The sequence below is a fragment of the Streptomyces sp. NPDC001781 genome, from assembly GCF_053596035.1.
Genome location: NZ_JBSFFI010000009.1, coordinates 104,792 through 127,824, shown reverse-complemented (window position 1 = coordinate 127,824; position 23,033 = coordinate 104,792). Strand labels below are relative to the sequence as shown.

Below are 23,033 nucleotides of genomic sequence, written 5' to 3'. Positions count from 1 at the left end.
ACCAGGAGCAGCAGATGACCCGCACCGGCCACACCCTGGCCGCCCTCAACACCCTCACCGCGCTCTGGCTCGCCTACTGCACCGCCCGCACCTGGGGCGCCGCGCCCGCATGGGCAACCGCCGGCATGGCCGCGGGAAGCCTGCTCTGCGGCATCGCCGTCACCCGCGAGTCCGTCCTCGCCCACGAGCGCCGCCTCGTCGCCGCGCTCCTCGACCGCGACCACCGCGACGAGCAGGCGCGCCAGCGGCAGCGGAACGGCCGGCCGCTCGACGCCTACGAGGAAGCCGTGTTCGGCCAGCTCGCCAGCCTGCTGGACCTGACCCACCGTCCGGAACGACCGAAGGAGCACTGACCATGGCCACAAACCCCGACCTCACCGAAGACCGCCGCGCGGCCCTCCTCACCTGGCTCACCGCCAACGGCATCCACCCCAGGAACATCCCAGCCAATGGTGACCTCACCATCGAGACGACCGAGCAGGGCCGCGTCATCCTCTACGAAGCGTTTGTCCGCGACGAGCGAGGCGCGATCCTCCTCAACGACCGCGGCACAGGCCCCGCCAGGGTGTTCCGCCGCACGCCGCTCGTGGTTGACCCGCCCGATGGGTGGGAGCCGTACGAGAAGCCGACCCGCGAGCAGCTCGCCGAGACCGTTGACGCCGGCTACCGCGAACGTGCCCACCTCGTCGCCCTGCTGGCCGCCCTCACCGACCACGCCGTCATCGCCTACGCCACCGACGTCGACGAACCCGGCTGGCAGATCGTCTACCTCACCCTCGGCGGCCGGCAGGCGTCGTGGCACATCGCGCCCCGGGACGCCGAGCTGTTCACCCACGTCGAGCGCGTCGACATCGCCGACCCGCGCGCCCGCTGGGACGGCCACACCACCGAAGCGAAATACACGTGGATCGCAGAGTGGACGGCCGAGCTGGCGCAGCGCTGCGGCCCGGCCTGCGCCGAGCAGCAAACCGAGACCGGGCGCTGCGAGACCGCGAGGAACCGATGACCGTCCGTCTGGAGATCCTCGGCGAGGACGGCGAGTGGCACGAGGTCCCCGGCATCGCCTCCGTCGAGTTCGACGAGGAGCAGCCCGACGACACCGAGCCCTGGGCCGCCTTCGCGGAACAGCAACGGCTCACGGTTGCCTACGTCCGCGAGCAGCACGCAGCCCTGATCCGCGCCTACATGGCGATGGCCCGCCCCGTCATGGAGGAGGCGTCTCGGCATCTGGCCGCGGCCGCGCGCGCCCTCCGCGACGCCCGCTTCATCGGCCAGGACGGCGACCCCATCCGCCGCCCGGACCGGCCCGCCTGGCAGTCCCCGTACGGACCCGCCCGAAGGAGCCGCTGACCATGTTCGATCTCATCACCATCCCGCGCTGGTGGATCGCCATCAACCTCGCTCTGTGGGGGCTGAACACCACCTGCTGGCTCATCGTCCTAGTCAGCAATTCCCGCTGAGCATGACGAAGGGGCGCGCCTCCACGACCTCCCCAGGCCAGGCACGCCCCCACCGGTGGCCCAACCGTACCGCCCCGCACGCCACATGGAGCGCACGATGACCACCACCACCACCACCCACCTCCGCACCCTCGCCATCCACTGGGGCGACCTCACCGACGCACTCGGCGCCCCCGCCATCCACAACGGCTTCGGCATCGGCCTCCGCGGACACCTCGCCGCCCTCGACGAACTCGACCTCGCCCTCGCCCTCCAAGACCGGATCGCCGAGCGCGCCGACAGCCGCGCCGACGCCCCCGGCATCCGCCCCATCCCGCTCCGGCTGCACATCCTGGAGACCATGCGCACCGTCGAGGCCGCGCTGATCGCCTGCGCCGACGACATCGCCCACACCGCGCAGCGCAGCCCGGTCCCCGAACCGTCCGCCCGGCGTACCGCCACCCACCCCTACGTCACCCAGCGGGAAGCCGACATCGCCGCCGCCGACCGAGCCCGCCGCACCGCCCTGGCCCGCACCGACCAGGACGACCCGCGTCGCTGGCGGTACACCGGGCAGCGCACCGCACCCCGCGCCGCGCTGTGGCTCCTCGCCCGGATCGAGCGGGCGCCCGGCCCGTGCCGGCGACTCACCGAGCCCGAGGAGCGGAAGATCGGCACGGTCGCGGCCCGTACAGCCGACAGCCTGGAGCGGGCGCTCGACATCGCGGCGCAGCAGCGGACGCTGGACCGGGCGTGCGAGTGCGGGGGCCTGATCGACGTGCACGGTGGTGAGGGCCGGCCGCCGCTCGCGCACTGCACCGGCTGCGGCACGGTGTGGACCGAGGGCGGAGCCGTTGCGGCCTGAGCATCACGCGGCCCGCCACGGAGAGGTGTGGCGGGCCAGTGGGGGCGCCCCCCTGTGATGCGCGGCCGACGCTACGCCGCAACGGCATGCAGTGGAACCCCTCGACACGACCACAGCAGGCGCGCATCATGGCGCGATGGATCAGTCATTCAGCGAGTTCCTCAAGACCACAAGGCCCGCCCCGGACCCGCAGCGCGCCTGTCCCACCTGCGGCACCTGGAGCCTGCGCACGTACACCGATCCAGAGGACAACGTGGAGAAGGTGGGCTGCACGAACCTTCGGTGCGACGCCTCTCCCTTCCGCGCCGGAAGCTAAGCGCCCAGCGCGTCTGGGGCTACTCCGCCGGGCCTTCCTCGGCGTGCCGAACGGCCGTCTTTACCGCCTGCTCAACGTCGTACCGCGACTCGGTGACGTCCTCACGCCCGGCGTAGTCCGTGACCGCGGCCTGGAACTCGGCGGCCGCCGCCCTCCACGCCCGCCACTGCTCGTCGTACTCGTCTCCGGTGAGGCCGGCCAGGCGAGCGCGGGCGGTCTCGGCGGTGCGCTGGAGCGCGATCAGGGTGTCGGGGAGGTCTGCCACGTTCACCGATCCTACGTTCGGGCAGCACAGAGCCCCCACCTCGACATGACGGCGGGGGCTTCAGTACGCGGCGGCTAGGACGGGTCGGCCACCGTCCATCCGCCGTCGTCGCCCAGCACCATGGCCGCACCGCAGCGCCCGCACACGCCGACCGACTGCGGACTGCCCAGAGTGGTCGTGTCGACCGGCTGGTGGGTGAGGCAGGTACCGACCCGGCGCAGCGCGATGACGGCCGCGGCCGACGTACCGGGCTGGGGCAGGATGCCGAGGAGGTCATGCTCCAGCACGGCGATCTTCGTCGGGTTCGCGCGCGGCGAGGCGGGCGCCGGACGGCGACGCGGCCAGAGCCTCACGGCCGCCACCCCCCACGGTCATCCATCCTGCGCCTCCGTCGCCCGAGGCCGGTTCCGCCCAGACCCCGTGTAGCCACGCTCGATGTCCTGCACCGTCGCCAGCCCCACCCCGAGCGCGGAAGCGATCTTCCGATACGAGACGGGAGGGACCTGCGCGCGCATGTCGAGAACCACCTGCCGGCGCATCTCCCGCCACCTCTTCCCGCGCTCCGCCTGATCGGCCATCACTTCGCCGATCGCTTTGGCGCGCTCCAGCGGGTCAGGCATCGCCTCCACCGCATTCATCGCGTCGATCACGCGTCGAGCCTCCTCGGTCACCCGGCCTCTTCTCTTCGGGCGGGCCGCTTGCCCTGAGTGTACGGGGCCCCGTACAGTCTCAGGAAGTAGCCCGCGCTACTACGCAGAACGGCCCCGGCCGGAGTTCGCACCTCCACATGGCCGGGGCCAGGCCCACCTCAACCATCACGAAAAGGCAGGCCCATGGGACACGGTATCGACCAGCCCACCCCCCAGCCCAGCCCCACCCGCCGCCTCATCGCCAGCGGCTTCCGCGTCCACCTCGGCACCCGCACCCTCACCGTGCGCACCACCACGGCCGGCGTCACCGGGACCCTCCGCACCCGCGCCACCATCGACCAGACCGCCAAGGCCCGCCTCGCCGAGCTGCACGCCGCCTGCCGGACCGACTACGAGTCCGCCACCGACCGGCGCGCACATCACCGGCGCGACGACGCCCACCTCTGGGCGGCCGCCGCCGAGGCGGTGCAGGCCCGATGAAGCTCCGCGACTTCGCCCGCAGCCTCAAGCCGGGCAACGACCAGCAGCTCGCCGAGGACCTCACCGCCCAGCAGCGCGTCCAGCGCAGCCGCAACGCCACCAAGGCCGCCCGCAAGGGCCAGGCATGGGAGGACGCCGACCGCGCCCGCGACCGCAAGGGCGGCACCCGGCTCACCCGCTGGGAGGACTGACCCGTGCCCTTCCGCTACCTCTTCGCCGCCTGGGTCGGCATCACGATCGGCGTCGTCGCCCTCTGGTCCGTCGTCCGCTGAACCCTCCAGACCGCCCGGCCCCCGCACCCACCTACGCCAGCGGGGGCCGGGCCCACGCTCCCAGGAGAGCACCGTGAAGACCCGCACCACCGAGCGCTTCGTCCCGCACACCGTCGACGGCAAGACCCGCATGATCCCCCTCCCCGTGGAGACCCCCGCACCCCCGCGCGACTGGGACCACCTCGTCCTCCGTGGCGTCACCGTCATCGCCGCCGTCGTCCTCGCCGCGTCCGTCGTCTGGTCGACCGCCAGCATCGGCGACCTCCTCAACCGCGCCGTCATCGAGCCCGCCGCGTACGGCGCCGCGATCGTCTTCGACCTCGCCTGGATCGCATGCATGGCCGTCGAGTGGCTCGCCCGCTACGACGACGACCGCGCCGCGCTGCCCCGCAAGGCCGGGAACGTTGCCCTCCTCGTCGCCATGCTCGCCATCGGCGCGCACGGGAAGATCACCGGCTACTGGGAGATCGGCATCGTCGGCGCCCTGGTCTCCGCTCTCGCCAAGGGCCTGTGGACCGTGGTCCTGCGCCACCAGACCCCGCCGCTCGACGCACGCACCCGCGCCTGGATTCAGGGCGAGCTGGCCGACGTCGGAGCCAGCCTCGCGCTGATCCCGGTGCGCCGCCAGCTCCAGCGGGCCGAGGCCCAGGTCCACGCTGAGCGCGCCGCCATCGCCTCCCCGGACGCCGATCCGGACCAGTCCGGACAGTCCATGGACGATCCGGCCGCCGATCCGGAGCCGCCCGTCGCCGGGCCCATGACCATCAAGGACGCGGTCCGGACCGCGCTGGACTCCGGGATTCGTGAGCCGGATCGCGTTCTGGCCTACGTCCGCAAGGTCGCCGACGCCAACGCGAAGGCGGATACCGTCAGCCGCTACATCCGGCTGGCCGGCTGATGGGCGCGCAGCCGGACGCCGACGAGCGCCGCATCCGCAACATCCTCGTCCGCATGGGTGTCGGGCCGGACGCCGCGCCGGTGAGCGCCCCCGCCTTCGAGCCCGAACTACCGCCCGCCGTCGACTCGTCCGATGCGTGGTGGGCCGAGCTGTACCCCGAGGAGGAGCCGCCCGCCCCGGAGGGGGAGCGCCGCCCGTCGCCGCGGCTGCCGCACTGGTGGGAGAAGAAGCCCGAGCAGCTCCCCGAGCCGGACACCGAGCAGGTGGCGGACACCCCGACGGATACCCGATCCACCCGTCCGGACAGCGATCCGGAGCCCGCACCGGCCCCCGCCGAGCAGCCGCAACAGCACCCCGCCCGCCCCGAGACGGTGCGCCGCAACAGCCGCAGGCAGTCCCTCCTCGACGCCTGGGACGGCATCCGCCCCCGCACCCGCTGGCTCATCCACCACGCCACCGCCGCCGCGGCCGGCTGGCCAATCGGCCTCGTCCACTGGGCCAGCGACACCGCAGCCTGGTACGCGGCCGGCAACTGGACCGCCCCATCGGCGTGGGTCCTGTACGGGCTCGGCCTGTGCTCGCTCGCCCTCTACCGCCGCGCCCGCACCTGGGCGTGGCCCGCCGCATGGGCCGCCGCTATCCCCGTCTCTTCCGTCTTCGTCGGCGTGCTCCTGTACGCCCCCGCCCAGTAAGGAACCCCATCGTGTCCAGCGTGTTCGGCAACCTCGGCATCGTCGGATTGGCCGTCGCCCTGACCGTGCTCCTGCTCGTCGGCATCAAGGGCGGCGGCAAGGTCAAGCCGCTCGGCTGGTGGCCCTGCCTGGTCCTCGGCATGCTCGCCGGGTCGGCGTATGCGGCGGCCGGCGGCCTCTTCAAGATCGTCCCGGATCTCGTCAGCTCCCTGCTCGGCGCTGCCCAGGGCATCGTGCCCGGCGTCACCATGCCCGCGGTCGCCCTCACTCTGGCGATCGTCATCCTCTTCAAGAGGCTCGACACCAAGCAGGTCGCCATCCTCGGCATCGTCTTCTGGTACGCCGCATCCGGCGCCGGAGGCGTGTGGGGCACCCTCTCCCAGTCCATCGCCAACCTCGGCCAGCAGGTGTCCTGATGGTGCGCCGCATCGCCGACCTGGTCCGCGCCGTGCTGTCCCTGCTGGGGCCGCTCGGCGCGGGCTCCCACGTGCTGCTGACACGCCTGATCAGCCGGTTCGGATGGAAGACCGTAGGCGGTGTCGCGGCCGTGGCCGTGTACGCCGTCTTCCGGTACCAGGTAGCGCTCGTCTGGCTGCTCCTCGCATGGGGCGTCGCCGCATGGATGCACGCCCCTGACAGCGAGACCGAGGAAGACGACCAGGAAGCAGGGGAGCAGCCTCCGGTCAAAGCCCCCAACGACCCCTTCCCGGGCATGGTCTGGGACCTCATCGGCGACGCCCCCGGCGTGCACATCAAGCGGGTCGTCGAGTGGCTCCACGAGACCGGCCTCGACGAGGTGTGCACGGCCGCCGACGTGACCGCCGGATTGGAGCGCCGGGGCATCCCCATCCGGGCCTCCGTCCGGGATGCCGGCGGCCGGGTCAACCGGGGGGTGCACCGAGCCGACCTTGCGGCCTGGCTGGAGACCCACTCCCCGGCTGCTGCCGTGCCCCTCTCCAAAGCGTGTAGCGACCCCGCTACTACGGCTGCGACCTGCGATGTAGCAACTGCTCCTACGGACGTAGCTACGCCTGCTGCGCCCGCCGACTGACCCACCCGGAAGGACCCTGCAATGCCGTACGTCTACTGGTGCCGCCAGTGCGAGGCCGTCTCCCCGGCGCAGCACGCGCGCAGCGCGGACGCCGAGGACGAGCTGGTCGAGCACCGGCGTGCCGCGCACGGAGGACTGGCGCCGGCATCTGGCGACGGGGTCCAGCCGGTGCACGACGAGGCGCGTGGTGACGGCTGCCTGCCGTCGGGCTCGTTCCTCTTCATGGCGTTCCTGGTGTTCGCCGTGCTGGCGAACTGCTGGGGCCGCTGATCCCAGCTCCGCTCACCTGGGGAGCTCACCGATGTCACGAAGCAGGGAGTCTGATCGCGCACGCGGTAGTGACAGTCTCGCCCCCGAGGGCATAGCGTCCTGGCCAGCGGCAGCCGCGTGGCCCATCACCGGGCGCGGGTTGGATTGCAACCTGGTCTCCCCCGCACGGCTGCCGCGTAGACACGAAGAGGCCCCCTACCGATTCTCACGGTGGGGGGCCTTGCTGCGTCTCGGGCCGCGTAGGCCACGGGAACCACACCTCAACCTTGGTTGACGTTCGAGCCGATCATGCCGCACACTTAGCGCCAGTTCCGGCATGCCCGGAAACAAAACGGATGACGATTCTTCACATCGCCCTCACATCAGGCATCATGACCCCTCACGCACCACGCCATGGGGGGACCATGAACACCCGCACCGCCACCGCCGCGCTCCTCGCGGCCGCCGCGCTCACGCTCACCGCCTGCGAAGGCACCGACACCAGCGCCGACACGCAGTCCAAGGCGAAGCCCGCCCGCAGCAGCGCCCCGGCCAAGCCCGCCGGCCTCACCGCGAAGCAGGCCGCCGCCAAGCTCGCGGACGCGACCGGCGTCACCACCCTTGGGAACCCGACGGACAACACCGACGGTTGCAGCGACGCCAAGGGCAAGGACGCCGCCTACAACTGCCGTCAGCTCATCACCACCGACACCGTCTCGATCTACGAGTTCGGCACGCCGGCCGTCTCGAAGCGGTGGGTCTCCACCATGAAGAAGGTCGGCAACGACTGGCGACAGGTCGGCCGGTTCGCGCTGGGGTGGTCGGCGCGCGATCAGAGTTTCACGTCGGACGAACGCCGCGCCGAGCTGGTGGCCGCGCTGAAGAAGGCAACCGCCAACGAGTCCTGACGCGTCACAGACTGAGGGCCCGGCCGTACCCCCGTGACGGCCGGGCCCTCGCACGTTCGGAGGTGGCCGTGACCAACCAGCCCCGCAAGAACGGCCTCCGCCACAGCCAGCGCGCCGTCGACGAAGAGGACTACCGGCTCGTTGCCGAGCTGCACGCGCAGGGACTCGGCCGCAACGAGATCGGCCGCCGCATCGGCCGCGCGCAACGCACCGTCAGCGTCATCGCGCAGAACCTGGGCCTCGTCTTCGACGTCACCATGACCGAGGACGCCACCCGCCACCGAGTCGCCCAGCTCGCCGAGCGGCGCGCCATGCTCGCCGAGGCCCTCCAGGACGACGCCGAGCGGCTCACCGACCAGCTCTGGCAGCCGGCCAAGGTCTTCAAGATCGGCGGGGCCGCCAACAAGTACGTCGAGCGCCAGGTCGACGAGCCGCCCTCCGACGCGAAGAAGGACCTGATGGCCGCGGCCGGCATCGCCATCGAGAAGAGCCTGAAGTTGGTTCCGCCGGAGCGCGAGGACCTGGAGGGCCTGGCCGCAGTCGACCAGTGGCTGAGGGGGATGATGCCCGGCGGCGAGTGAGGGGGCAGCGATGTTCACTCCACTTGCCGGCAAGGCCCTACGCGCTACCCAGCTCGCCGCCGCTCGCGGCAATCTCTGGGAGGGCGCGGTCCGCTCGGGCAAGACCATCGGCAGCATCATGGTGTGGCTGCGGTACATCCGCACCGGCCCGCCCGGCGCGCTCCTGATGGTCGGGAAGACCGAGCGGACGCTGAAGCGGAACATCATCGACGTCATCGTCCAGATGATCGGCCCGAAGCGGTGCGACTACCGGGCGGGCGCGGGCGAGGTCGTCATCTTCGGTCGCACGATCTACGTGGCGGGCGCGAACGACGAGCGCGCGGCGGACAAGATCAAGGGGCTCACCCTGGCGGGCGCGTACCTCGACGAGGTGACGACGTACCCGGAGTCGTTCTTCCAGATGCTGGAGACCCGGCTTAGCGTCGAGGGCGCGCAGTGGTTCGCCACGACCAACCCCGAAGGCCCCAACCACTGGCTGAAGAAGCAGATCCTCGACCGGGCCCGGCTGCACCTGCGCCGGGACGGCACCCTTGTTGAGACGCAGGACCCGGACGCACTCGACGTGCACCGCTTCAGCTTCGTCCTCGACGACAACCCGTCACTGCCGGCCGCCTACGTCGACTCACTGAAACGATCGCACCAGGGACTGTTCTTCAAGCGGTACATCCTCGGCGAATGGTGCCTGGCCGAGGGCGTCATCTTCGACGCGTTCGACGAGGCAAAGCACGTGGTGGACCTGATCCCCGAGGTCTCCCGGTGGATGGCGGTCGGCATCGACTACGGCACGGTCAACCCGTTCGCCGCGCTGCTCATCGGGATCGGCGCGGACAACCGGCTGTACGTCGCCTCCGAGTACCGGCACGACTCCCGGACCGCGCACCGCCAGATGACCGACGCGCAGTACAGCGTCGGCGTGCGGCGCTGGCTGAGCCAGTACGAGCACCGCGGACAGAAGGGCGTGCAGCCGTCGTGGCTGTTCGTGGACCCCAGCGCGGCGAGCTTCATGACCCAGCTCTGGAGCGACGGCGTGGTGGGCGTCTCGAAGGCCGACAACGACGTGAAGGACGGACTGCGCAGCGTGGGCATGGCGCTCGGCGAGAACATCCTGTCCATCCACCGCTCATGCGCCGGCCTCCTGGAGGAGCTCCCGTCATACGTGTGGGACCCGAAGGCCGCTGCCAAGGGCGTGGACCAGCCGCTCAAAATCGACGATCACAGCGTGGACGGCCTCCGGTACGGGCTGCACAGCTCGGTGAACGAGTGGCGGCATCTGCTGCCCGCGACCGCATTGGAGGTGGCTGCCTGATGGCTGCTGAGATCGTCCTGCCGATCGTGGTCCGCGTCGGCGAGACCGAAGCCCAGTGGGGCGTAATCACCTTCCCCGTGGGGGACGGCCCGCTCACCGAGGACACGATCCGGCGAGAGACCGCCGCCTTCTTCCGCGCAGCTGTCGAGCAGCTGGAGCGCCCGGCCGAACACGATGAGGGGGTGGACGATGCCGCTCCCCGATAAGGGCGTCCGCTGGCCGCCGACCCACCCGGCGATCCAGGCCGACATGGCCGACTGGTCCGCGTGGTTCTCCGCGAACCCGGACCGGCTCGCCTACCGGTACCTGAACCGGCACCGGGACAACTCCCGCTTCGGAGCCCCGCTGAACCGCCCGTCGCAGTACCGCGGCGGCATGGTCGGCCGTGTCTCCCGCTGGTTCTGGGGTGAGCCCACCCCGCTCGGCGAGAAGCGCGCGGCACTGCACATGCCGCTCGCCCGCGACATCGCCCGCACCAGCAGCGACCTGCTCTACTCCGAGCCGCCCACGCTCAAAGTGGACAACAAGGGCGCGCAGGAGGCCCTTGAGCAGCTCCTCAACACCGGGCTGATCCGGACCCTGATCGCTGCCGGAGAGACCAGCGCAGCCCTCGGCGGCGCCTACCTCCGGATCGTCTGGGACGACGAGATCAGCGACCGGCCGTGGATCACCCTGGTCCACGCCGACGACGCCGCCCCGGAGTTCGTCCACGGCCGACTCAAGGCCGTCACGTTCTGGTCCGTCATCGCGTGCGACGGACAGCGGGTCGTGCGCCACCTGGAGCGGCACGAGCCCGGCCGCGTGCTGCACGGCGTGTACGACGGCACGGAGGACAACCTCGGCAAGCCTGTCCCGCTGGGCGCCTTCGAGGAGACGAAGGGCTACCTGCCCGAACGTCTGCTGCCGCAGGGCATGGAGCAGCGACTCCTCGTCACCTACCTGCCGAACACGATGGTGGCACCGGATTGGCGGGACCTCCCCGGCGCCGGCGGCCTCGGAACGTCGGACTACCAGGGTGCGGAGACCTTCCTCAGCGCGATCGACGAGACCTACACCAGTTGGATGCGGGACATCCGTCTGGCCCGGTCTCGGATCATCGTGCCCTCCGGCTACCTCCTCAACCTCGGGCCCGGGCAGGGCTCGGTGTGGGAGGACCGCGAGGTCTACGCCCCGATGAACGTGCCCCCCAACGCCGATCAGCCGATCACCCTCAACCAGTTCGAGATCCGGCACGAGCAGCACCGCGCCACGATCGAGGAGCTTGTCGGCAAGGTGATCCGTAACGGCGGCTACAGCTCCGGCACGTTCGGCGACGACTCCTCCGGGCCGGCCGCCACCGCGACGGAGATCAAGGCCCGCACCGCGCGCAGCATGAGCACCCGCGCACGCAAGGCCGAGCTCAGCGTCCCCGGCCTCGCGGACATCACCGAGTCCTACCTGATGCTGCTCGCGTCCGGGATGTTCCCCGGCGTGCGCGACGTCGCGGTGGAGCGGCCCGACGTCGAGTTCCAGGACTCCGTCCAGGACGACATCAAGACCCTCGCCGAGACGGCATCGCTGCTTCAGCAGGCGGAGGCTGCGTCGACCGCGACGAAGGTGGCGATGCTGCACCCGGACTGGTCCGAGACGGAGCAGCGCGAAGAGGTCGACCGGGTCCTGAAGGAGACGGGGAAGCTCGTCGAGGACCCGGCCACCATCGGCGCGGACCGGCCCCTCCCCGGCGGGCAGCCGTCCGCGGCCGCCGACCCGAACGAGCAGGCCGCAGGCGAGGACTGACCACCGGGGGGTGACCGGCTGTGCCCGTCTCCCCGTGGATGGCCGAGGACCTCTCCGCCGGCGTCCGGGACCTGTACGCGGACGCCGAGGAGCGGCTCCTCGGGATGATCGCCCGGCGCCTGGCCGACGGCATCGACGCTCCGCGCTGGATGGAGGCCAAGCTCGCCGACGTCCAGGCCCTGCGCCGTGCCGCTCAGGCGGTCGTCGAGGAGCTGGGCAAGGCAACCTCGCTGGAGATCCACGACGCGGTCGCGGAGGCGTACAACGTCGGCGCCCGCGCGGGCCTGGTAGAGCTCGGCGTCCTCGACGACGCCACCGTGGCCCGGATCGCCGAGCAGACTCCTGGCACCCGGCGCGCCGACCGGCTGGCGATGGAGGCCGTGCAGGTCGTCACCGACTCCCACCGCGGCATCCTGCGCGGCGTCGAGGACACCTACCGGCGGGTCATCGCCCAGGCCATGGCGACCCCGCTGATCGGCGTGGAGACGCGCCGCCAGGCGACCCAGACCGCCGTCCAGCGGTTCGCCGACCGCGGTATCACCAGCTTCATGGACCGGGGCGGGCGCGCCTGGTCGATGCCCACCTATGCGGAGATGGCTGTCCGGACCGCGGTCGGTAGGGCGGCTGTTGAGGCGCACGCCGACCAGCTCACCGCGGCGGGTATCGACCTCGTCATCGTGTCCAACAGCCCTCACGAATGCCCGACGTGCCGGCCTTGGGAGGGGAAGGTCCTCGCGCTCTCCGGTCCGAACGGGAAGCGGACGATCGAGGCCGAGCACGCCACCGAGGACGGCCGCATGGTCCGCGTCGAGGTGGCCGGCACCCTCGACGAGGCCCGGGCCGCTGGTCTCCAGCACCCGAACTGCAAGCACACCGTGAGCGCCTATCTGCCGGGCCTGACCCAGACACCGACGAACGCAGCCCGGGACCCGAAGGGCTACGAGGCGACACAGCGGCAGCGGGAGATCGAGCGGCACATCCGCAAGTACAAGCTCCGCGCCGCGTCAGCCGTGGACCCGGCGGCGAAGCGTGCCGCGGAGGCGCGCGTACGCGGCTGGCAGGGGGCCATGCGGGACCACCTGAAGGCGCACCCGGAGTTGCAGCGCAAGCGGCACCGCGAGCAGCCCGGAGCAAGCAACCTCCCCACCGGCACGCGGCCGGCACCAGACTCGATCGAGGCCGCACGGCTGCGGGCGGGCGACGCGCGCACCCCTTCGGAGATGAGCGACGAGCAACTCGGCGCAGCGATGCGCTCCGGTCACCTCGACGCGCGGGACTTCGCCCGCGTCCAGGCCGAGGCCGACCGCCGCGAGCACGTCGACCTGATGGACCGTGTCCGGCCCGGCGGGCAGCTCAGCCGCGATCTGTCCGGGTTCTCGGACGACGAGCTGGGCCGCGCGCTGCGCGACCTCCAGCCCGCCGACGCCCTGCGCGTCGCCGCGGAGATGGACCGCCGGGACCTGGACGCCGCGCTGCCCAGCATCGACCGCGCCCTGGTCGGCATGTCCGACGAGCAGCTGGGGGCACGGGCCGCGCACGTCACCGGCGAGGACCTGGCTGCGGTCGCCGCGGAGGCCGACCGCCGCCAGCTGCTCGCCGAGATCTTCCCCGGCGGCAGCCTGGCATCGGACCTGTCCACGGTCGGGGACGACGTCCTCGGTTGGGCGATGCGCTACGCCGACGAGCCCAGCGCGGTCCGGATCGCGGCCGAGATGGACCGCCGCTATCCGCCCGCGCCGCAGCCTGCGGCGGCTGGCGCCTTCACGGTGGAGGGGCAGCTCGCCGACCGGGCCGCACTGGAGGAGGCCCTCGGCCCGCTCGGCGACGTCGACGACTGGGCGCACCTGGTGGACGACCTGCCAGATCCGTACGCCGGGATGACGTCGACGGAGCGGTGGATCGCGGAGCGGGAGGCCGAACAGCAGGCGTCCCGCGGCGTGTACACCCGCGCGCAGATCCGGGAGATGTACACCGAGTACGTCTACGCGCAGCTCCTCGCGGCCGAGGACGCCACGAACGGCTACCTCTTCAAGCGTGGCGTGAACGGTGTCGACCCGCTGGCGTTGTTCACGGGCCCGTCCCACGTGGCCTACGCACGTGCGTCCGAAGAGCTGAAACGCTGGTGGGCAGACAACCCACGTACTACCCTGGCCGAGTACACAGAGATGGTCACCGGCCAAGCCAGCGACGCAGCAGCGACCGCGCGGAAGGCACAGAGCGACCAGCAGAACAGACTCTGACGTGAGGGGCTGTCATGGGACGTGAGGCACTGGTTCGAGCGCTCGGCGAGGGCGCCGCTGCCGGACGCGACCGCGCGCCCGTGACCGCCTGCCCATACCCCGCTGGAGACCTGCGCCGCACCGCGTGGGTGCGCGGGTACGCGAAGAATCGGTCTCTCCCCACCGGCTGACCCTTCGCCAGCCACTTCAGGGCCCGCCTCGTGCGGGCCCTGCTTCATGCCCAGACTTCGGCCGCCAGACGGCTGGCCGAGCACCGATCCGCCGGGCGCGGGTCACCCCTGATGGCCCGCCAGGTGCGGGCCGTTCGCATATCGCGGGACCGCCAGGCGCGGACCCACCCCTGATGCCCGCCAGGCGCGGGCGACACAGCCCTGGAGGGCGCATGCAGAGGAAGACCCTGCCCCGACACCACCTCCTCACTGGAGGCGGCTGGGCGCACCCGTACGGTCACGGCCCTTTCGCCCCGTTCCTGTACGCCGACGGAGGGGACGGCGACGGCTCCGACTCCGGCAGCGGCGACGCAGGCGGTGACGGCTCCGACGATGCAGACGGAAGCGGATCAGCCAGCGGCGGCAACTCCGGTGGCGGCGCCAACTCCGGCCAGGGCAAGGACGACAAGGGCGACGACCTCACGGCCACCGTCAAGCGGCTGGAGAAGGAACTCGCCGACGCCCGCAAGGACGCCGGCAAGGCCCGCACCGACGCGAAGAAGCAGGCCGCGGACGACGCGGTCAAGGCGCTCACCCAGCAGCTCGGCAAGGCGCTCGGGTTCGTCAAGGACGACACCCCGCCGGACCCGAAGGCCCTGGCTGACGCCATCGCGCAGAAGGACACCACGATCTCGCAGAAGGATGCGGCCCTTCGCGCGAAGGACGTCGAGCTGGCCGTCTGGTCTCGGGCGGACAAGCTCAAGGCCCGCGCGGGTGCACTCCTCGACTCCCGGTCGTTCGTCGCCGCGATCAGCGAACTCGACCCCTCCGACAAGGGCTTCCCCGCCGCCCTCGACAAGGCCATCAAGGACGCGGTCGACGACAACAAGGCGTTCGCCAGCGTCCCGCCCGCCGGTAAGAGCGGCGGCGACCTCTCCGGCGGCACCCGAGAAGGCTCCGCCAAGCGCGGCGGGTCGCTCGCGGGAGCCATCTCGAACCACTACGGAACCTGACCCAGGAGTAACCCATGCCCGTGACGCTCGCTCAGGCGCAGCTCAACACCCAGGCGGACATCGACTTCGCCGTCATCGACAACCTCCGCCGCAACTCGTGGCTGCTGAACAACTTCGTGTGGGACAACACGGTCTCCCCGGGCACCGGCGGCGGCTCCCTCACCTACGGCTACACCCGGCTCCTCGCCCCGTCGAGCGCGGCGTTCCGCCGGTTCAACGAGGAGTACGTCCCCAACCAGGCGACCCGCGAGCGGAAGACCGTGGAACTCCACCCGCTGGGTGGCGCGTTCACCGTCGACCGCAAGCTGGCCCGCCTCGGCCCGGCCGCCTCGAACGAGATCAGCTTCCAGCTCGCGCAGAAGCTCACCTCGGTGCGCACCCGCTTCCAGCAGGAACTCATCAACGGCGACACCGCCGTGGACGACGCGGGCTTCGACGGCCTGGACAAGGCCCTGGTGGGCCAGTCCACCGAGTACCTGCCCCTCGCCGAGGGCGTCACCAGCGGATACCTCGACTGGTCCCCGGCCACGGTGAACACCGAGGACCTCGCCATGTCGGCGTTCGACGCGTTCGACGACTTCCTCTCTCGGATCATGGGCTCGCAGACCGGCTCCGGTGACACCGGCGCGGACGGCTCGATCCCGGCCGGCGTCAAGGCCATCCTCGGCAACACCAAGTCGATCTCTCGGATCAAGTCCCTGGCCCGCAGGGCCGCGCAGTTCACGTCCAACCGTGACGCGCTGGGCATGCTGATCGAGAAGTACGGCGACTGGGTCCTCGTCGACCTCGGCGACCGAGCCGACGGCTCCGGCCCGATCATCCCGATCCGCTCGGCGGACACCGACGGCGCGGGTGCCGGTGGCGTCATCACGGGCCTCACCGACATCTACGCGGTGTCGCTGGGCCTGGACGCGTTCCACGGGGCGAGCATGGCCGGCACCCCGCTGGTCGAGACGTTCCTGCCCGACTTCACCCAGCCGGGTGCGGTCAAGAGCGGCGAGGTCGAGATGGGCCCGGTCGCCGCTGTCCTCCGCAACACGAAGTCGTGCGGCGTCCTGCGCAACGTGAAGGTGCGGTGACCATGAACAAGTTCCGGATCGAAGCCCCCGTCCGCAGCTACAGCGGCGAGTCCGTCGGCGTCACCTTCACCAAGGGCACCGGCTACGCGGACGACTCCACCAAGGAAGGCCGCGCGGCGATCGAGTATTTCCGCCGCCAGAACTACGGCGTCTTCCCCGCCGACGAGGCGACCGAGGAGACCACCGAGGTCGCCTCGCCTGCCGACGCGCTGACCAACCTCGGCCACGGCTCCGCGCCCTCGGTCGGGTTCGGCATGGGCGTCCAGACCACGCCCGTCACCCCGGTCGAATACGACCCGTCCAAGCACTCCCAGGACGAGGTCCTCGCCTACCTCGACGCGGCCAGCGACGACGAGGTCCAGAAGGTCAAGGCCGCTGAGTCCGCAGGCCGGGACCGCAAGCAGATCGCCGCCTACGAGCGGAAGACCACCCCGGTCGGTGACCAGCAGAAGGGAGCCGGGCAGTGACGCTCCTCGGCACGTTCAAGGGGAACTACCGCAACGACATCGGCTACTTCAACTCGGCCGGCCGCCCGGACCCGGACGTCGCCTTCCACCGGGCGAACCTGCCGCGCGTGGGCCTGGACGACGTTCCGGCCGCCGCGTCCGGCGTGATGTGCTCCGTCGCCCTGTATCTCCAGGACGGCGACACCATCAGCACGCTGACGTTCATCAGCGGCGCCACCGCGGCGGGCACGCCGACCAACCAGATCGCCGCGCTGTACTCCGGCGCCGGCGCGCTGCTCGGCCAGTCCGCGGACAAGACCAGCGAGGCGTGGGCGGCCGATACGGCGAAGAGCTTCGCGCTCTCCTCGCCGGTCCGGATCACCCGGTCTGGCGTGTACTACGCGGCGCTCGCCGTGGCCGCGGGCACGGTGCCCACGCTGGTCGGTTCGGTCGGCGCGAAGCCCGTCCTCACCGGCGAGGCCAACCTCGCGCAGACGTCCGGCTCCGGCATCGGCGCCACGGCGCCGGCCACGATCGCCTCGCCCACCTTCAAGCGGCACGTGCCGCTCGTCGTGGCGAGCTGAAGGGGGTTCTGGACATGCCTCTCTCCAGCGCGATGCTGGCCGTGGCTGCCTTCGCGGAGCAGAACGTTACGGCGGCCAACCTGGGCACGTCCCGGGCGCCGCAGTCCCTGTCCCGGCAGATGCAGCTGAGCAACGGCACCGGCGCGGGCAAGGCGGACCGAGTCTGGTCAGCCCGGCGCACGATCACCGCGTCTTCCAGCGACGACCTCGACCTCGCCGGGGTCCTGCTCGACGCTTACGGCGCCGTCATCACCTTCGCCCGGGTCAAGGGGATCATCGTCGCTGCGGCCGCCGCGAACACCAACAACCTGGTGATCGGCGCGGCCGCGACGAACCCGTGGGCAACGCTCCTCGGCTCGACGGGAACGCTGACGGTCAGGCCGGGTGGCTTCGTGGCCGTGGGCACCGGGCAGACGGACACGACCGGCTACGCGGTCACCGCGTCGACCGGCGACCTGCTGCGCATCACCAACGGCGGCTCGGGCAGCTCGGTGACGTACGACATCCACATCATCGGCGCGTCCGCGTAGCCGACCATCTGCGGTGAGGGGGCTCTTCGGGGCCCCCTTCCGCACGCCTGGAGGACCTCCACGATGGCGAACATCGTCTTCAACATCGCCAAGGGCAGGCTTGCGGCGTACGCGGACCTGCCCCTCACCAACGACGCTCTGATCATGGTGCCGCTCGCGGCCGCCGGGCTGGGCACCGACGGGACCCTGATGGACTGCGCGACGCTGACGGCCGTCAAGGCCAACGCGACGGAGCAGACCACGCTCGGCCGTAAGACGCTGACGGGCGTCACGGTCACCGTCGACAACGCGAACGACCGCGTCAACATCGACTGCGCGGACGTGACCTGGAATGCGACGGCCGGGGCCGCGATCGGCGCGGTGGTGATCTGCTACGACGGCGACACCACGGCGGGTACGGACGCGGACATCGTCCCGCTGACCAAGCACGACGTCAGCATGACCCCGGACGGGTCGGACTTCACGCTCACGATCTCCGATTTCGCGCGGTCCTCGTAGCGCTGACCGGCAGGGGAGGCGTGCATGGCCCGTCTGTGGACGTGCGGCTTCGAGCTGCAAAGCACCACGGCCGAGTTCGGCCTGAACTCCGGCTCAATCGTCACCGGCTCCCCGGCCATCTCCACCGCCGTCCACCGCGCGGGCACCGCCGCCCTCCGCTGCAACACGGCGGCGGCTACCGCGTTCGTCGAGCACCAGATGACGTCCGGCGTGGTCGGGCGCACCTTCCACCGCCTGTACCTGCGCGTCGACACCCTGCCCGACACCGCCACCAACCTGTACGGCATCGGGCAGACCGGGTACTTCCCGGCGCTGCTGCGGCTCCAGCCGGACGGCACGCTCGTCCTGCGGGACGGCTGGACCGAGACCACCCTCACGGGCACCTCCCCGGCGCTCGCGCTCGGCGTGTGGCACCGGATCGAGCTGGACTACACCGACGTCAGCAACGGCGGAGTCCTCGCCTCCGGGATCGCCCCCTTCAAGGGCTACCTGAACGGCACCCTGTTCGCCGACACGATGTGCAGCAACATCACGGGCTTCTCGCGCGTGCGGATGGGCGTGCAGCTCGCGGCGACGACCGACATCTACATCGACGACGTCGCCGTCAACGACACCGCCGGCACCGCGCAGACCGGCCTCCCGGGGCCCGGCTCGGTCGTGCACCTCCGGCCCAACGCCGCAGGCGACACCAGCGGCTGGACCACGGCCGTCGGCGGCACCGCAGGCGTGGCGAATAACTTCACCCGCGTCAACGAACGCCCGCCAGACGACGTCACCAGCTACAACCAGTTCACGAGCACCGGCACCACCGCGGCCGACGACTTCAACGTCGAGAACAGCAGCACCGTGGGGATCGGCGCGAGTGACACCGTCACCCTCGTCCAGGTCGGCGGCCGCGTCGCCTCCTCGACGACGACCGGGGCCAACATCGTCTACCGCGTCAAGGGGCAGGCGGCCGGCACCGTGCTGGAGTCGGGCTCCGTCTCGGTGGCGAGCACCACGTGGTCGGTGCACTCCGGCACGTCACCGCGTCCGTACCAGCTCACTGCCTACACCAACCCGCAGTCCGGTGCGGCGTGGACGCCGTCGAGTCTTGACTCGATGCAGATCGGCTACCGGGTCAACGTCTCGCAGGCCGTCGCTCGCAGGGTGTCCAACCTGTGGGCGCTCGTCGAGTTCGTGCCCGCGCCGACCGGCACCTCGCAGGCCCTCGGCGTCGCCACCCACTCCCACACGGCCCAGGCCCTCGCACGCAGCAAAGCATCTGCGGCCGGGGCCGGTTCGGAAACCGGGGCCGCGCAGGCCCTGGCCCGCCGCACCATGCAGCAGCTCGGCGTCGCCGTCGAGACCGCCGCCGGGCAGCCGCTGGCCCGCAGCAAGCGCAGCAGCGCAGGCCCAGCAGCCGAAGCGGCGGGCAGTCAGCCGGTCGCACGGACGAAGCGGCGTACGGGCGGGCTCGCGCAGGAGACCAGTACCGGGCTGGCGGCGCCTGGCCGGCGGCAGCGGCCTCTCGGCGTCGTGGGCGAGACCAGCACGGCTCCCGCTGTGGCCCGGGCCAAGCGGCTGCCGACCTTCCCGGCCACGGAGGCTGTGACCGGGCAGGCCCTCGGCCGCCGGAAGACGCGTCCCGCCGGGCCGAGTTCGGCCGTTGAGACTGCGCAGGCGGTCGGCCGTATCAAGGCGCGGCCGACTGTTCCTGCGGGCGAGGCCAGTGCGGCGCGCCCGCTAGGTACCGCGCGGGCCCGCGCGCTCGCACCTGCCGCCGACACCGCGACCGCACGCCCGCTCGCACCCGGCCGCACGCTCCAGCCCGCCGCCAGCACCGACACCGCCCGCCCCCTCACCGGGACGAAGCGGCTGGCGCTGGGCCCGGCGGTGAGCACCGACACCGGGCGCCAGCTCGTCCCGGCCACCCGGCTCACCGGCGCGACGGACACCACCACGGCCCGCCCCATGGGCCGAACCAAGACCAGCCCGCTCGGAACCGCGGGCGCGACAGACGGGGCCCAGCCGCTCGGCCGGGCCCGACACCGTGGACTCGCGCGGGCGGCAGAGTCCACGGCAGGCCAGCCGCTGCCGGGCAGCACGCGGCAGGCCCTCCCGCCGGGTGGGGAGTCCTGGACGGCAGGACTCCCCACCACGGCCAAACGGCAAGCGCTCGGCCCGGCAGCCGAGACGGCGACAGCCGGAACGCTCGCCCAGACAGGGACACAGCCGCTCGGCCCCGCACAGGAGACGGCGGTCGCCCGGCCTCTCGCGGGCCGCAAGACGCGCCCTCTCGGAGCGCCGGCCATCGGCACCGACACAGCCCAGCCGGTCACCGGCCGGACGACGGCCCGGCTCGCCCCGGCATCCGACAGCACGACGGCCACCCCGCCCGTCCGGACGAAGCGCATCCTCCTCCGGCTCGCGGGCGAGGACGTGCAGGCCCGACCGCTGGTGATTTCCGAACGGGTCCTCCCGGCTGGCGAGACCAGCGTGGCGCGGCCGCTCATCGGCGGCAGGCGACGTACGGCGGGCCCGGGCGCGGAGTCGTCCGCAGCCCTACCCGCCACCGGCAGGAAGCGCCAGCTCCTCGGTTTCGCGGCCGAGACGGCGACCAGCCGCGTCCTCGCGGGCTCCGGGCGGCTCACGCTCGGCGCCGCGCACACCGTCAGCGTGGCCCGGCACCTCGGACCTACCACCGCCCAGGCCCTCGACATCGCGTACGAGGAGACCCGGGCCCTGATCGGCCCGCAGATCCGGCTCACCGCTGCGGCCGGCCACGACCAGGCGCTTGCCCTCGCGGGCGCACGGCAGCGGCCGGCCGACACCCTCACCCCCGGCCAGTTCGCCCCGGCCGTGGCGGCTACGGCAGCAGGCCCGGCCCTGCGCGCGGGTGTCCGCGAGCGGGCGCCGGGGGCGTCGATCAGCGGACCGAGCCTGCGGGCCACCACGAGAGGAGGCTGACCATGCCCGACGTGGGCGATTTCGTCACCGCGACCCTGGCCGTGGACCCGCACGACGGGACCACGGCGGCCACGCTGCTGGTGACCCGGCCCGACGGGACCACCCTGGTCCCGGTCGTCAGCAATACGGACGGCGGCGCGACGTGGACGGCACCGGTGACGTACACCCTCGCCGGGGTGTGGCGGCTGTCGTGGACTGTGACCGGCACCGGCGCCTCTGTTGAGCACCAGCTCGTGTCGGTGGCCCCGGCGCCGGGCGTCGTGCCTGTGGGCGCGCGGGTGTACGCGACGACCACGCAGCTCGCCATGTACCTCGGGGCGGCGCCACCGCTCGATGCGGCCCGGCTACTGGCGGAAGCCTCACGGCTCCTCGATTCGGACTTCCTACGGTCGGCCGTCTACGACGTCGACCCCCTGGGCATGCCCACCGACGCCCTGGTCCTCGCTGCGTTCGCTGAGGCGGTGTGCGCGCAGGTCGCGTTCTGGGGTGAGGTCGGCGAGGAGACGGACGTGTCCGGCCCCCTCCAGGGCGTCTCTATCGGGTCGGTGCAGCTCCAGTACGGCGCGGGCGACAACCGCTCCGGCCCCAGCTACTACGCGCCGCGCCTGGTCCGCGCGCTGGAGTCCATCCCGGCGGACAGGCTTCGCTTCACCGCTTCCACGGGCGGCTGGTGATGGCCTCGATCCCGCGCCGCTTCCTGATTCACACGGTCACCGTCGAGGACTACCTCGGCCAGACCAGCAAGGGCCCGAAGTACGGGGCCGCGCGCCAGGTGCGATGCCTGGTCGACGAGCAGACCCGCGCCGTCCGTACGCCGGGCGGCGAGCAGGTCACCTCGACGACGACCGCGTACGCGGGCCTGGAGGAGCAGTCGGCGCCGCCGCTGTCCCGCGTCACGCTGCCATCCGGCCGGATCACCACGGTGATCCTCACGAAACGGCGCGACGGCGGACGGCTCGGCACCCCCAACCACACCGAGATCCAACTCGAATAGCCGGAGGTCCTCATGCCGCAGAGCTTCCGACTCACCTTCAACGGGACAGCCGCAGCCCGGGAGCTCCGAGCGGGCGCAGCACGCGGCCTGTACCTCTCCGCCGAGCACGTCCTCGGCCTGGCCCTCACCCGGGTCCCGCTCGACGAGGGCTACCTCCAATCCACCGGCACCGCAAGCGTGGACGAGTCCGCGCTCAACGGCATGGTCAGCTTCGACGGCCCGTACGCGGTGAGGCAGCACGAGGAGCTGACCTGGCGTCACGCCCCTGGGCGTACGGCGAAGTACCTGGAGAACAGCCTCAACGCCGCGCAGCCCGAGGTCGCGCAGATCATCGCCGCCCAACTCCGGCGCGCACTGCGGTGAGCGGCTACACCAGCAGCCTCCTGGACGGGATCGCCGGTCTCCTCGCGGAGGCCGGCGTCGGCGTCTGGCGGCCGGACGGCGTGCTCCAGGACGGCGAGACCGGGATCTTCCGCGCAACCATGCCGGACACCCCCGACCGGGCCCTGGCGCTGACGGCGTACCCGGTCGGCGACGACGACACCACCGACGCCATCACCGGCGTCCAGGTGCGCATGCGCGCGGGCCCGGACGACGTCGACGCGATCGACGACATGGCCGACGCGGTCTTCGACGTGCTGCACAACCGCCAGCACTACGAGCTCGGCGGCGTCCACGTGGCCCTGTCCTGGCGGGAATCCCAGGCGTGGATCGGCCAGGACAGCCGGGGCCGCATGGAGCTGACCAGCAATTACTACTTCCGGACCGTGCGGTCCGGCACTCACCTGATCGACTAGGAGGAC

33 protein-coding genes are annotated in these 23,033 nt (G+C 71.8%); 30 read left to right on the top strand and 3 right to left on the bottom strand.

Annotated features, from left to right (window positions below):
• Positions 1-14: 14 nt before the first annotated feature.
• The 5 genes from ACWCV3_RS11410 to ACWCV3_RS11390 all read left to right on the top strand — a co-directional run bounded on the left by ACWCV3_RS11410 (position 15) and on the right by ACWCV3_RS11390 (position 2,620).
• Entirely contained in the window at positions 15-353 is a 339-nt protein-coding gene (locus tag ACWCV3_RS11410; RefSeq protein WP_451221874.1) for a hypothetical protein, read from the top strand.
• 2 nt (positions 354-355) lie between these two features.
• On the top strand, positions 356-1,006 hold the full coding sequence (locus tag ACWCV3_RS11405) for a hypothetical protein (RefSeq protein WP_451221872.1): 651 nt from the start codon (positions 356-358) through the stop codon (positions 1,004-1,006).
• A complete protein-coding gene (locus ACWCV3_RS11400; protein ID WP_451221870.1) occupies positions 1,003-1,350 on the top strand; it encodes a hypothetical protein in 348 nt (115 codons plus the stop codon). The genes ACWCV3_RS11405 and ACWCV3_RS11400 overlap by 4 nt, the downstream gene beginning before the upstream one ends.
• A 207-nt stretch (positions 1,351-1,557) precedes the next feature.
• On the top strand, positions 1,558-2,304 hold the full coding sequence (locus ACWCV3_RS11395) for a hypothetical protein (protein WP_451221868.1): 747 nt from the start codon (positions 1,558-1,560) through the stop codon (positions 2,302-2,304).
• Between the two features lie 136 nt (positions 2,305-2,440).
• Positions 2,441-2,620, top strand: a complete 180-nt coding sequence (locus ACWCV3_RS11390; RefSeq protein ID WP_451221866.1) for a hypothetical protein — start codon at positions 2,441-2,443, stop codon at positions 2,618-2,620.
• 19 nt (positions 2,621-2,639) lie between these two features.
• On the opposite strand, the gene ACWCV3_RS11385 is transcribed toward ACWCV3_RS11390, so the two are convergent.
• The 3 genes from ACWCV3_RS11385 to ACWCV3_RS11375 form a co-directional block, all read right to left on the bottom strand.
• Positions 2,640-2,885: a hypothetical protein gene (locus tag ACWCV3_RS11385; protein ID WP_451221864.1), complete on the bottom strand. Its 246-nt coding sequence runs from the start codon at positions 2,883-2,885 to the stop codon at positions 2,640-2,642.
• Between the two features lie 74 nt (positions 2,886-2,959).
• Complete coding sequence (locus tag ACWCV3_RS11380; protein ID WP_451221862.1) at positions 2,960-3,238, bottom strand: hypothetical protein; 279 nt, start codon at positions 3,236-3,238, stop codon at positions 2,960-2,962.
• 18 nt (positions 3,239-3,256) lie between these two features.
• Positions 3,257-3,535, bottom strand: a complete 279-nt coding sequence (locus ACWCV3_RS11375; protein WP_451221860.1) for a helix-turn-helix domain-containing protein — start codon at positions 3,533-3,535, stop codon at positions 3,257-3,259.
• 183 nt (positions 3,536-3,718) lie between these two features.
• Between ACWCV3_RS11375 and ACWCV3_RS11370 the strand changes: the two genes are divergently transcribed.
• The 25 genes from ACWCV3_RS11370 to ACWCV3_RS11250 all read left to right on the top strand — a co-directional run bounded on the left by ACWCV3_RS11370 (position 3,719) and on the right by ACWCV3_RS11250 (position 23,027).
• Positions 3,719-4,015, top strand: a complete 297-nt coding sequence (locus ACWCV3_RS11370) for a hypothetical protein (RefSeq protein ID WP_451221858.1) — start codon at positions 3,719-3,721, stop codon at positions 4,013-4,015.
• Positions 4,012-4,206, top strand: a complete 195-nt coding sequence (locus ACWCV3_RS11365; RefSeq protein WP_451221855.1) for a hypothetical protein — start codon at positions 4,012-4,014, stop codon at positions 4,204-4,206. The genes ACWCV3_RS11370 and ACWCV3_RS11365 overlap by 4 nt, the downstream gene beginning before the upstream one ends.
• Positions 4,207-4,360: 154 nt before the next feature.
• Complete coding sequence (locus ACWCV3_RS11360; protein ID WP_451221852.1) at positions 4,361-5,185, top strand: protein transporter Sec31; 825 nt, start codon at positions 4,361-4,363, stop codon at positions 5,183-5,185.
• Entirely contained in the window at positions 5,185-5,877 is a 693-nt protein-coding gene (locus ACWCV3_RS11355) for a hypothetical protein (RefSeq protein ID WP_451221849.1), read from the top strand. Before ACWCV3_RS11360 ends, ACWCV3_RS11355 begins: the two co-directional genes overlap by 1 nt.
• Positions 5,878-5,888: 11 nt before the next feature.
• A complete protein-coding gene (locus tag ACWCV3_RS11350) occupies positions 5,889-6,293 on the top strand; it encodes a hypothetical protein (RefSeq protein WP_451221846.1) in 405 nt (134 codons plus the stop codon).
• The gene (locus ACWCV3_RS11345; RefSeq protein WP_451221843.1) at positions 6,293-6,928 is read left to right on the top strand and encodes a hypothetical protein; all 636 of its coding nucleotides are present in this window, start codon (positions 6,293-6,295) and stop codon (positions 6,926-6,928) included. Before ACWCV3_RS11350 ends, ACWCV3_RS11345 begins: the two co-directional genes overlap by 1 nt.
• Before the next feature lie 21 nt (positions 6,929-6,949).
• Positions 6,950-7,198 (top strand): hypothetical protein, encoded by a 249-nt coding sequence (locus tag ACWCV3_RS11340; RefSeq protein ID WP_451221840.1) that lies wholly within the window; start codon positions 6,950-6,952, stop codon positions 7,196-7,198.
• 404 nt (positions 7,199-7,602) lie between these two features.
• Positions 7,603-8,085, top strand: coding sequence for a hypothetical protein (locus ACWCV3_RS11335; RefSeq protein WP_451221837.1), 483 nt, complete (start codon positions 7,603-7,605; stop codon positions 8,083-8,085).
• 68 nt (positions 8,086-8,153) lie between these two features.
• Complete coding sequence (locus ACWCV3_RS11330) at positions 8,154-8,666, top strand: helix-turn-helix domain-containing protein (RefSeq protein WP_451221834.1); 513 nt, start codon at positions 8,154-8,156, stop codon at positions 8,664-8,666.
• Between the two features lie 10 nt (positions 8,667-8,676).
• Positions 8,677-9,972 carry a PBSX family phage terminase large subunit gene (locus tag ACWCV3_RS11325; RefSeq protein WP_451221831.1) on the top strand — a complete coding sequence of 432 codons (1,296 nt, stop codon included), beginning with the start codon at positions 8,677-8,679 and terminating at the stop codon, positions 9,970-9,972.
• Positions 9,972-10,178, top strand: a complete 207-nt coding sequence (locus ACWCV3_RS11320) for a hypothetical protein (RefSeq protein WP_451221828.1) — start codon at positions 9,972-9,974, stop codon at positions 10,176-10,178. Before ACWCV3_RS11325 ends, ACWCV3_RS11320 begins: the two co-directional genes overlap by 1 nt.
• Complete coding sequence (locus tag ACWCV3_RS11315) at positions 10,162-11,748, top strand: phage portal protein (protein ID WP_451221825.1); 1,587 nt, start codon at positions 10,162-10,164, stop codon at positions 11,746-11,748. Before ACWCV3_RS11320 ends, ACWCV3_RS11315 begins: the two co-directional genes overlap by 17 nt.
• A 20-nt stretch (positions 11,749-11,768) precedes the next feature.
• On the top strand, positions 11,769-13,988 hold the full coding sequence (locus ACWCV3_RS11310) for a phage minor capsid protein (protein ID WP_451221822.1): 2,220 nt from the start codon (positions 11,769-11,771) through the stop codon (positions 13,986-13,988).
• 14 nt (positions 13,989-14,002) lie between these two features.
• Complete coding sequence (locus ACWCV3_RS11305) at positions 14,003-14,158, top strand: Rmf/CrpP fold protein (protein WP_451221819.1); 156 nt, start codon at positions 14,003-14,005, stop codon at positions 14,156-14,158.
• A 212-nt stretch (positions 14,159-14,370) separates the two neighbouring features.
• Complete coding sequence (locus ACWCV3_RS11300; RefSeq protein WP_451221816.1) at positions 14,371-15,150, top strand: hypothetical protein; 780 nt, start codon at positions 14,371-14,373, stop codon at positions 15,148-15,150.
• A 14-nt stretch (positions 15,151-15,164) separates the two neighbouring features.
• Positions 15,165-16,229 (top strand): major capsid protein, encoded by a 1,065-nt coding sequence (locus tag ACWCV3_RS11295; protein WP_451221813.1) that lies wholly within the window; start codon positions 15,165-15,167, stop codon positions 16,227-16,229.
• A 2-nt stretch (positions 16,230-16,231) separates the two neighbouring features.
• A complete protein-coding gene (locus ACWCV3_RS11290) occupies positions 16,232-16,696 on the top strand; it encodes a hypothetical protein (protein ID WP_451221810.1) in 465 nt (154 codons plus the stop codon).
• Positions 16,693-17,259, top strand: a complete 567-nt coding sequence (locus ACWCV3_RS11285; protein ID WP_451221807.1) for a hypothetical protein — start codon at positions 16,693-16,695, stop codon at positions 17,257-17,259. Before ACWCV3_RS11290 ends, ACWCV3_RS11285 begins: the two co-directional genes overlap by 4 nt.
• 14 nt (positions 17,260-17,273) lie before the next feature.
• A complete protein-coding gene (locus tag ACWCV3_RS11280) occupies positions 17,274-17,789 on the top strand; it encodes a hypothetical protein (RefSeq protein WP_451221804.1) in 516 nt (171 codons plus the stop codon).
• 63 nt (positions 17,790-17,852) lie between these two features.
• Positions 17,853-18,287, top strand: a complete 435-nt coding sequence (locus ACWCV3_RS11275) for a hypothetical protein (protein ID WP_451221801.1) — start codon at positions 17,853-17,855, stop codon at positions 18,285-18,287.
• A gap of 24 nt (positions 18,288-18,311) precedes the next feature.
• Positions 18,312-21,236 (top strand): hypothetical protein, encoded by a 2,925-nt coding sequence (locus ACWCV3_RS11270; protein ID WP_451221798.1) that lies wholly within the window; start codon positions 18,312-18,314, stop codon positions 21,234-21,236.
• 2 nt (positions 21,237-21,238) lie between these two features.
• Positions 21,239-21,910, top strand: coding sequence for a hypothetical protein (locus tag ACWCV3_RS11265; RefSeq protein WP_451221795.1), 672 nt, complete (start codon positions 21,239-21,241; stop codon positions 21,908-21,910).
• Positions 21,910-22,230: a hypothetical protein gene (locus tag ACWCV3_RS11260; RefSeq protein ID WP_451221793.1), complete on the top strand. Its 321-nt coding sequence runs from the start codon at positions 21,910-21,912 to the stop codon at positions 22,228-22,230. The genes ACWCV3_RS11265 and ACWCV3_RS11260 overlap by 1 nt, the downstream gene beginning before the upstream one ends.
• A gap of 12 nt (positions 22,231-22,242) precedes the next feature.
• Positions 22,243-22,593, top strand: a complete 351-nt coding sequence (locus ACWCV3_RS11255; protein WP_451221790.1) for a hypothetical protein — start codon at positions 22,243-22,245, stop codon at positions 22,591-22,593.
• The gene (locus ACWCV3_RS11250; protein WP_451221788.1) at positions 22,590-23,027 is read left to right on the top strand and encodes a minor capsid protein; all 438 of its coding nucleotides are present in this window, start codon (positions 22,590-22,592) and stop codon (positions 23,025-23,027) included. Before ACWCV3_RS11255 ends, ACWCV3_RS11250 begins: the two co-directional genes overlap by 4 nt.
• Positions 23,028-23,033: the final 6 nt, after the last annotated feature.

Excerpts from the sequence above, each read along its gene's own strand:
- ACWCV3_RS11325 (WP_451221831.1), top strand. The coding sequence starts at position 8,677 with ATGTTCACTCCACTTGCCGGCAAGGCCCTACGCGCTACCCAGCTCGCC.
- ACWCV3_RS11390 (WP_451221866.1), top strand. The coding sequence starts at position 2,441 with ATGGATCAGTCATTCAGCGAGTTCCTCAAGACCACAAGGCCCGCCCCG.
- ACWCV3_RS11280 (WP_451221804.1), top strand. The coding sequence starts at position 17,274 with ATGCCTCTCTCCAGCGCGATGCTGGCCGTGGCTGCCTTCGCGGAGCAG.
- ACWCV3_RS11345 (WP_451221843.1), top strand. The coding sequence starts at position 6,293 with ATGGTGCGCCGCATCGCCGACCTGGTCCGCGCCGTGCTGTCCCTGCTG.
- ACWCV3_RS11400 (WP_451221870.1), top strand. The coding sequence starts at position 1,003 with ATGACCGTCCGTCTGGAGATCCTCGGCGAGGACGGCGAGTGGCACGAG.
- ACWCV3_RS11370 (WP_451221858.1), top strand. The coding sequence starts at position 3,719 with ATGGGACACGGTATCGACCAGCCCACCCCCCAGCCCAGCCCCACCCGC.
- ACWCV3_RS11300 (WP_451221816.1), top strand. The coding sequence starts at position 14,371 with ATGCAGAGGAAGACCCTGCCCCGACACCACCTCCTCACTGGAGGCGGC.
- ACWCV3_RS11290 (WP_451221810.1), top strand. The coding sequence starts at position 16,232 with ATGAACAAGTTCCGGATCGAAGCCCCCGTCCGCAGCTACAGCGGCGAG.
- ACWCV3_RS11275 (WP_451221801.1), top strand. The coding sequence starts at position 17,853 with ATGGCGAACATCGTCTTCAACATCGCCAAGGGCAGGCTTGCGGCGTAC.
- ACWCV3_RS11365 (WP_451221855.1), top strand. The coding sequence starts at position 4,012 with ATGAAGCTCCGCGACTTCGCCCGCAGCCTCAAGCCGGGCAACGACCAG.
- ACWCV3_RS11355 (WP_451221849.1), top strand. The coding sequence starts at position 5,185 with ATGGGCGCGCAGCCGGACGCCGACGAGCGCCGCATCCGCAACATCCTC.
- ACWCV3_RS11395 (WP_451221868.1), top strand. The coding sequence starts at position 1,558 with ATGACCACCACCACCACCACCCACCTCCGCACCCTCGCCATCCACTGG.
- ACWCV3_RS11295 (WP_451221813.1), top strand. The coding sequence starts at position 15,165 with ATGCCCGTGACGCTCGCTCAGGCGCAGCTCAACACCCAGGCGGACATC.
- ACWCV3_RS11260 (WP_451221793.1), top strand. The coding sequence starts at position 21,910 with ATGGCCTCGATCCCGCGCCGCTTCCTGATTCACACGGTCACCGTCGAG.
- ACWCV3_RS11255 (WP_451221790.1), top strand. The coding sequence starts at position 22,243 with ATGCCGCAGAGCTTCCGACTCACCTTCAACGGGACAGCCGCAGCCCGG.
- ACWCV3_RS11340 (WP_451221840.1), top strand. The coding sequence starts at position 6,950 with ATGCCGTACGTCTACTGGTGCCGCCAGTGCGAGGCCGTCTCCCCGGCG.
- ACWCV3_RS11305 (WP_451221819.1), top strand. The coding sequence starts at position 14,003 with ATGGGACGTGAGGCACTGGTTCGAGCGCTCGGCGAGGGCGCCGCTGCC.
- ACWCV3_RS11320 (WP_451221828.1), top strand. The coding sequence starts at position 9,972 with ATGGCTGCTGAGATCGTCCTGCCGATCGTGGTCCGCGTCGGCGAGACC.
- ACWCV3_RS11405 (WP_451221872.1), top strand. The coding sequence starts at position 356 with ATGGCCACAAACCCCGACCTCACCGAAGACCGCCGCGCGGCCCTCCTC.
- ACWCV3_RS11315 (WP_451221825.1), top strand. The coding sequence starts at position 10,162 with ATGCCGCTCCCCGATAAGGGCGTCCGCTGGCCGCCGACCCACCCGGCG.
- ACWCV3_RS11410 (WP_451221874.1), top strand. The coding sequence starts at position 15 with ATGACCCGCACCGGCCACACCCTGGCCGCCCTCAACACCCTCACCGCG.
- ACWCV3_RS11270 (WP_451221798.1), top strand. The coding sequence starts at position 18,312 with ATGGCCCGTCTGTGGACGTGCGGCTTCGAGCTGCAAAGCACCACGGCC.
- ACWCV3_RS11265 (WP_451221795.1), top strand. The coding sequence starts at position 21,239 with ATGCCCGACGTGGGCGATTTCGTCACCGCGACCCTGGCCGTGGACCCG.
- ACWCV3_RS11335 (WP_451221837.1), top strand. The coding sequence starts at position 7,603 with ATGAACACCCGCACCGCCACCGCCGCGCTCCTCGCGGCCGCCGCGCTC.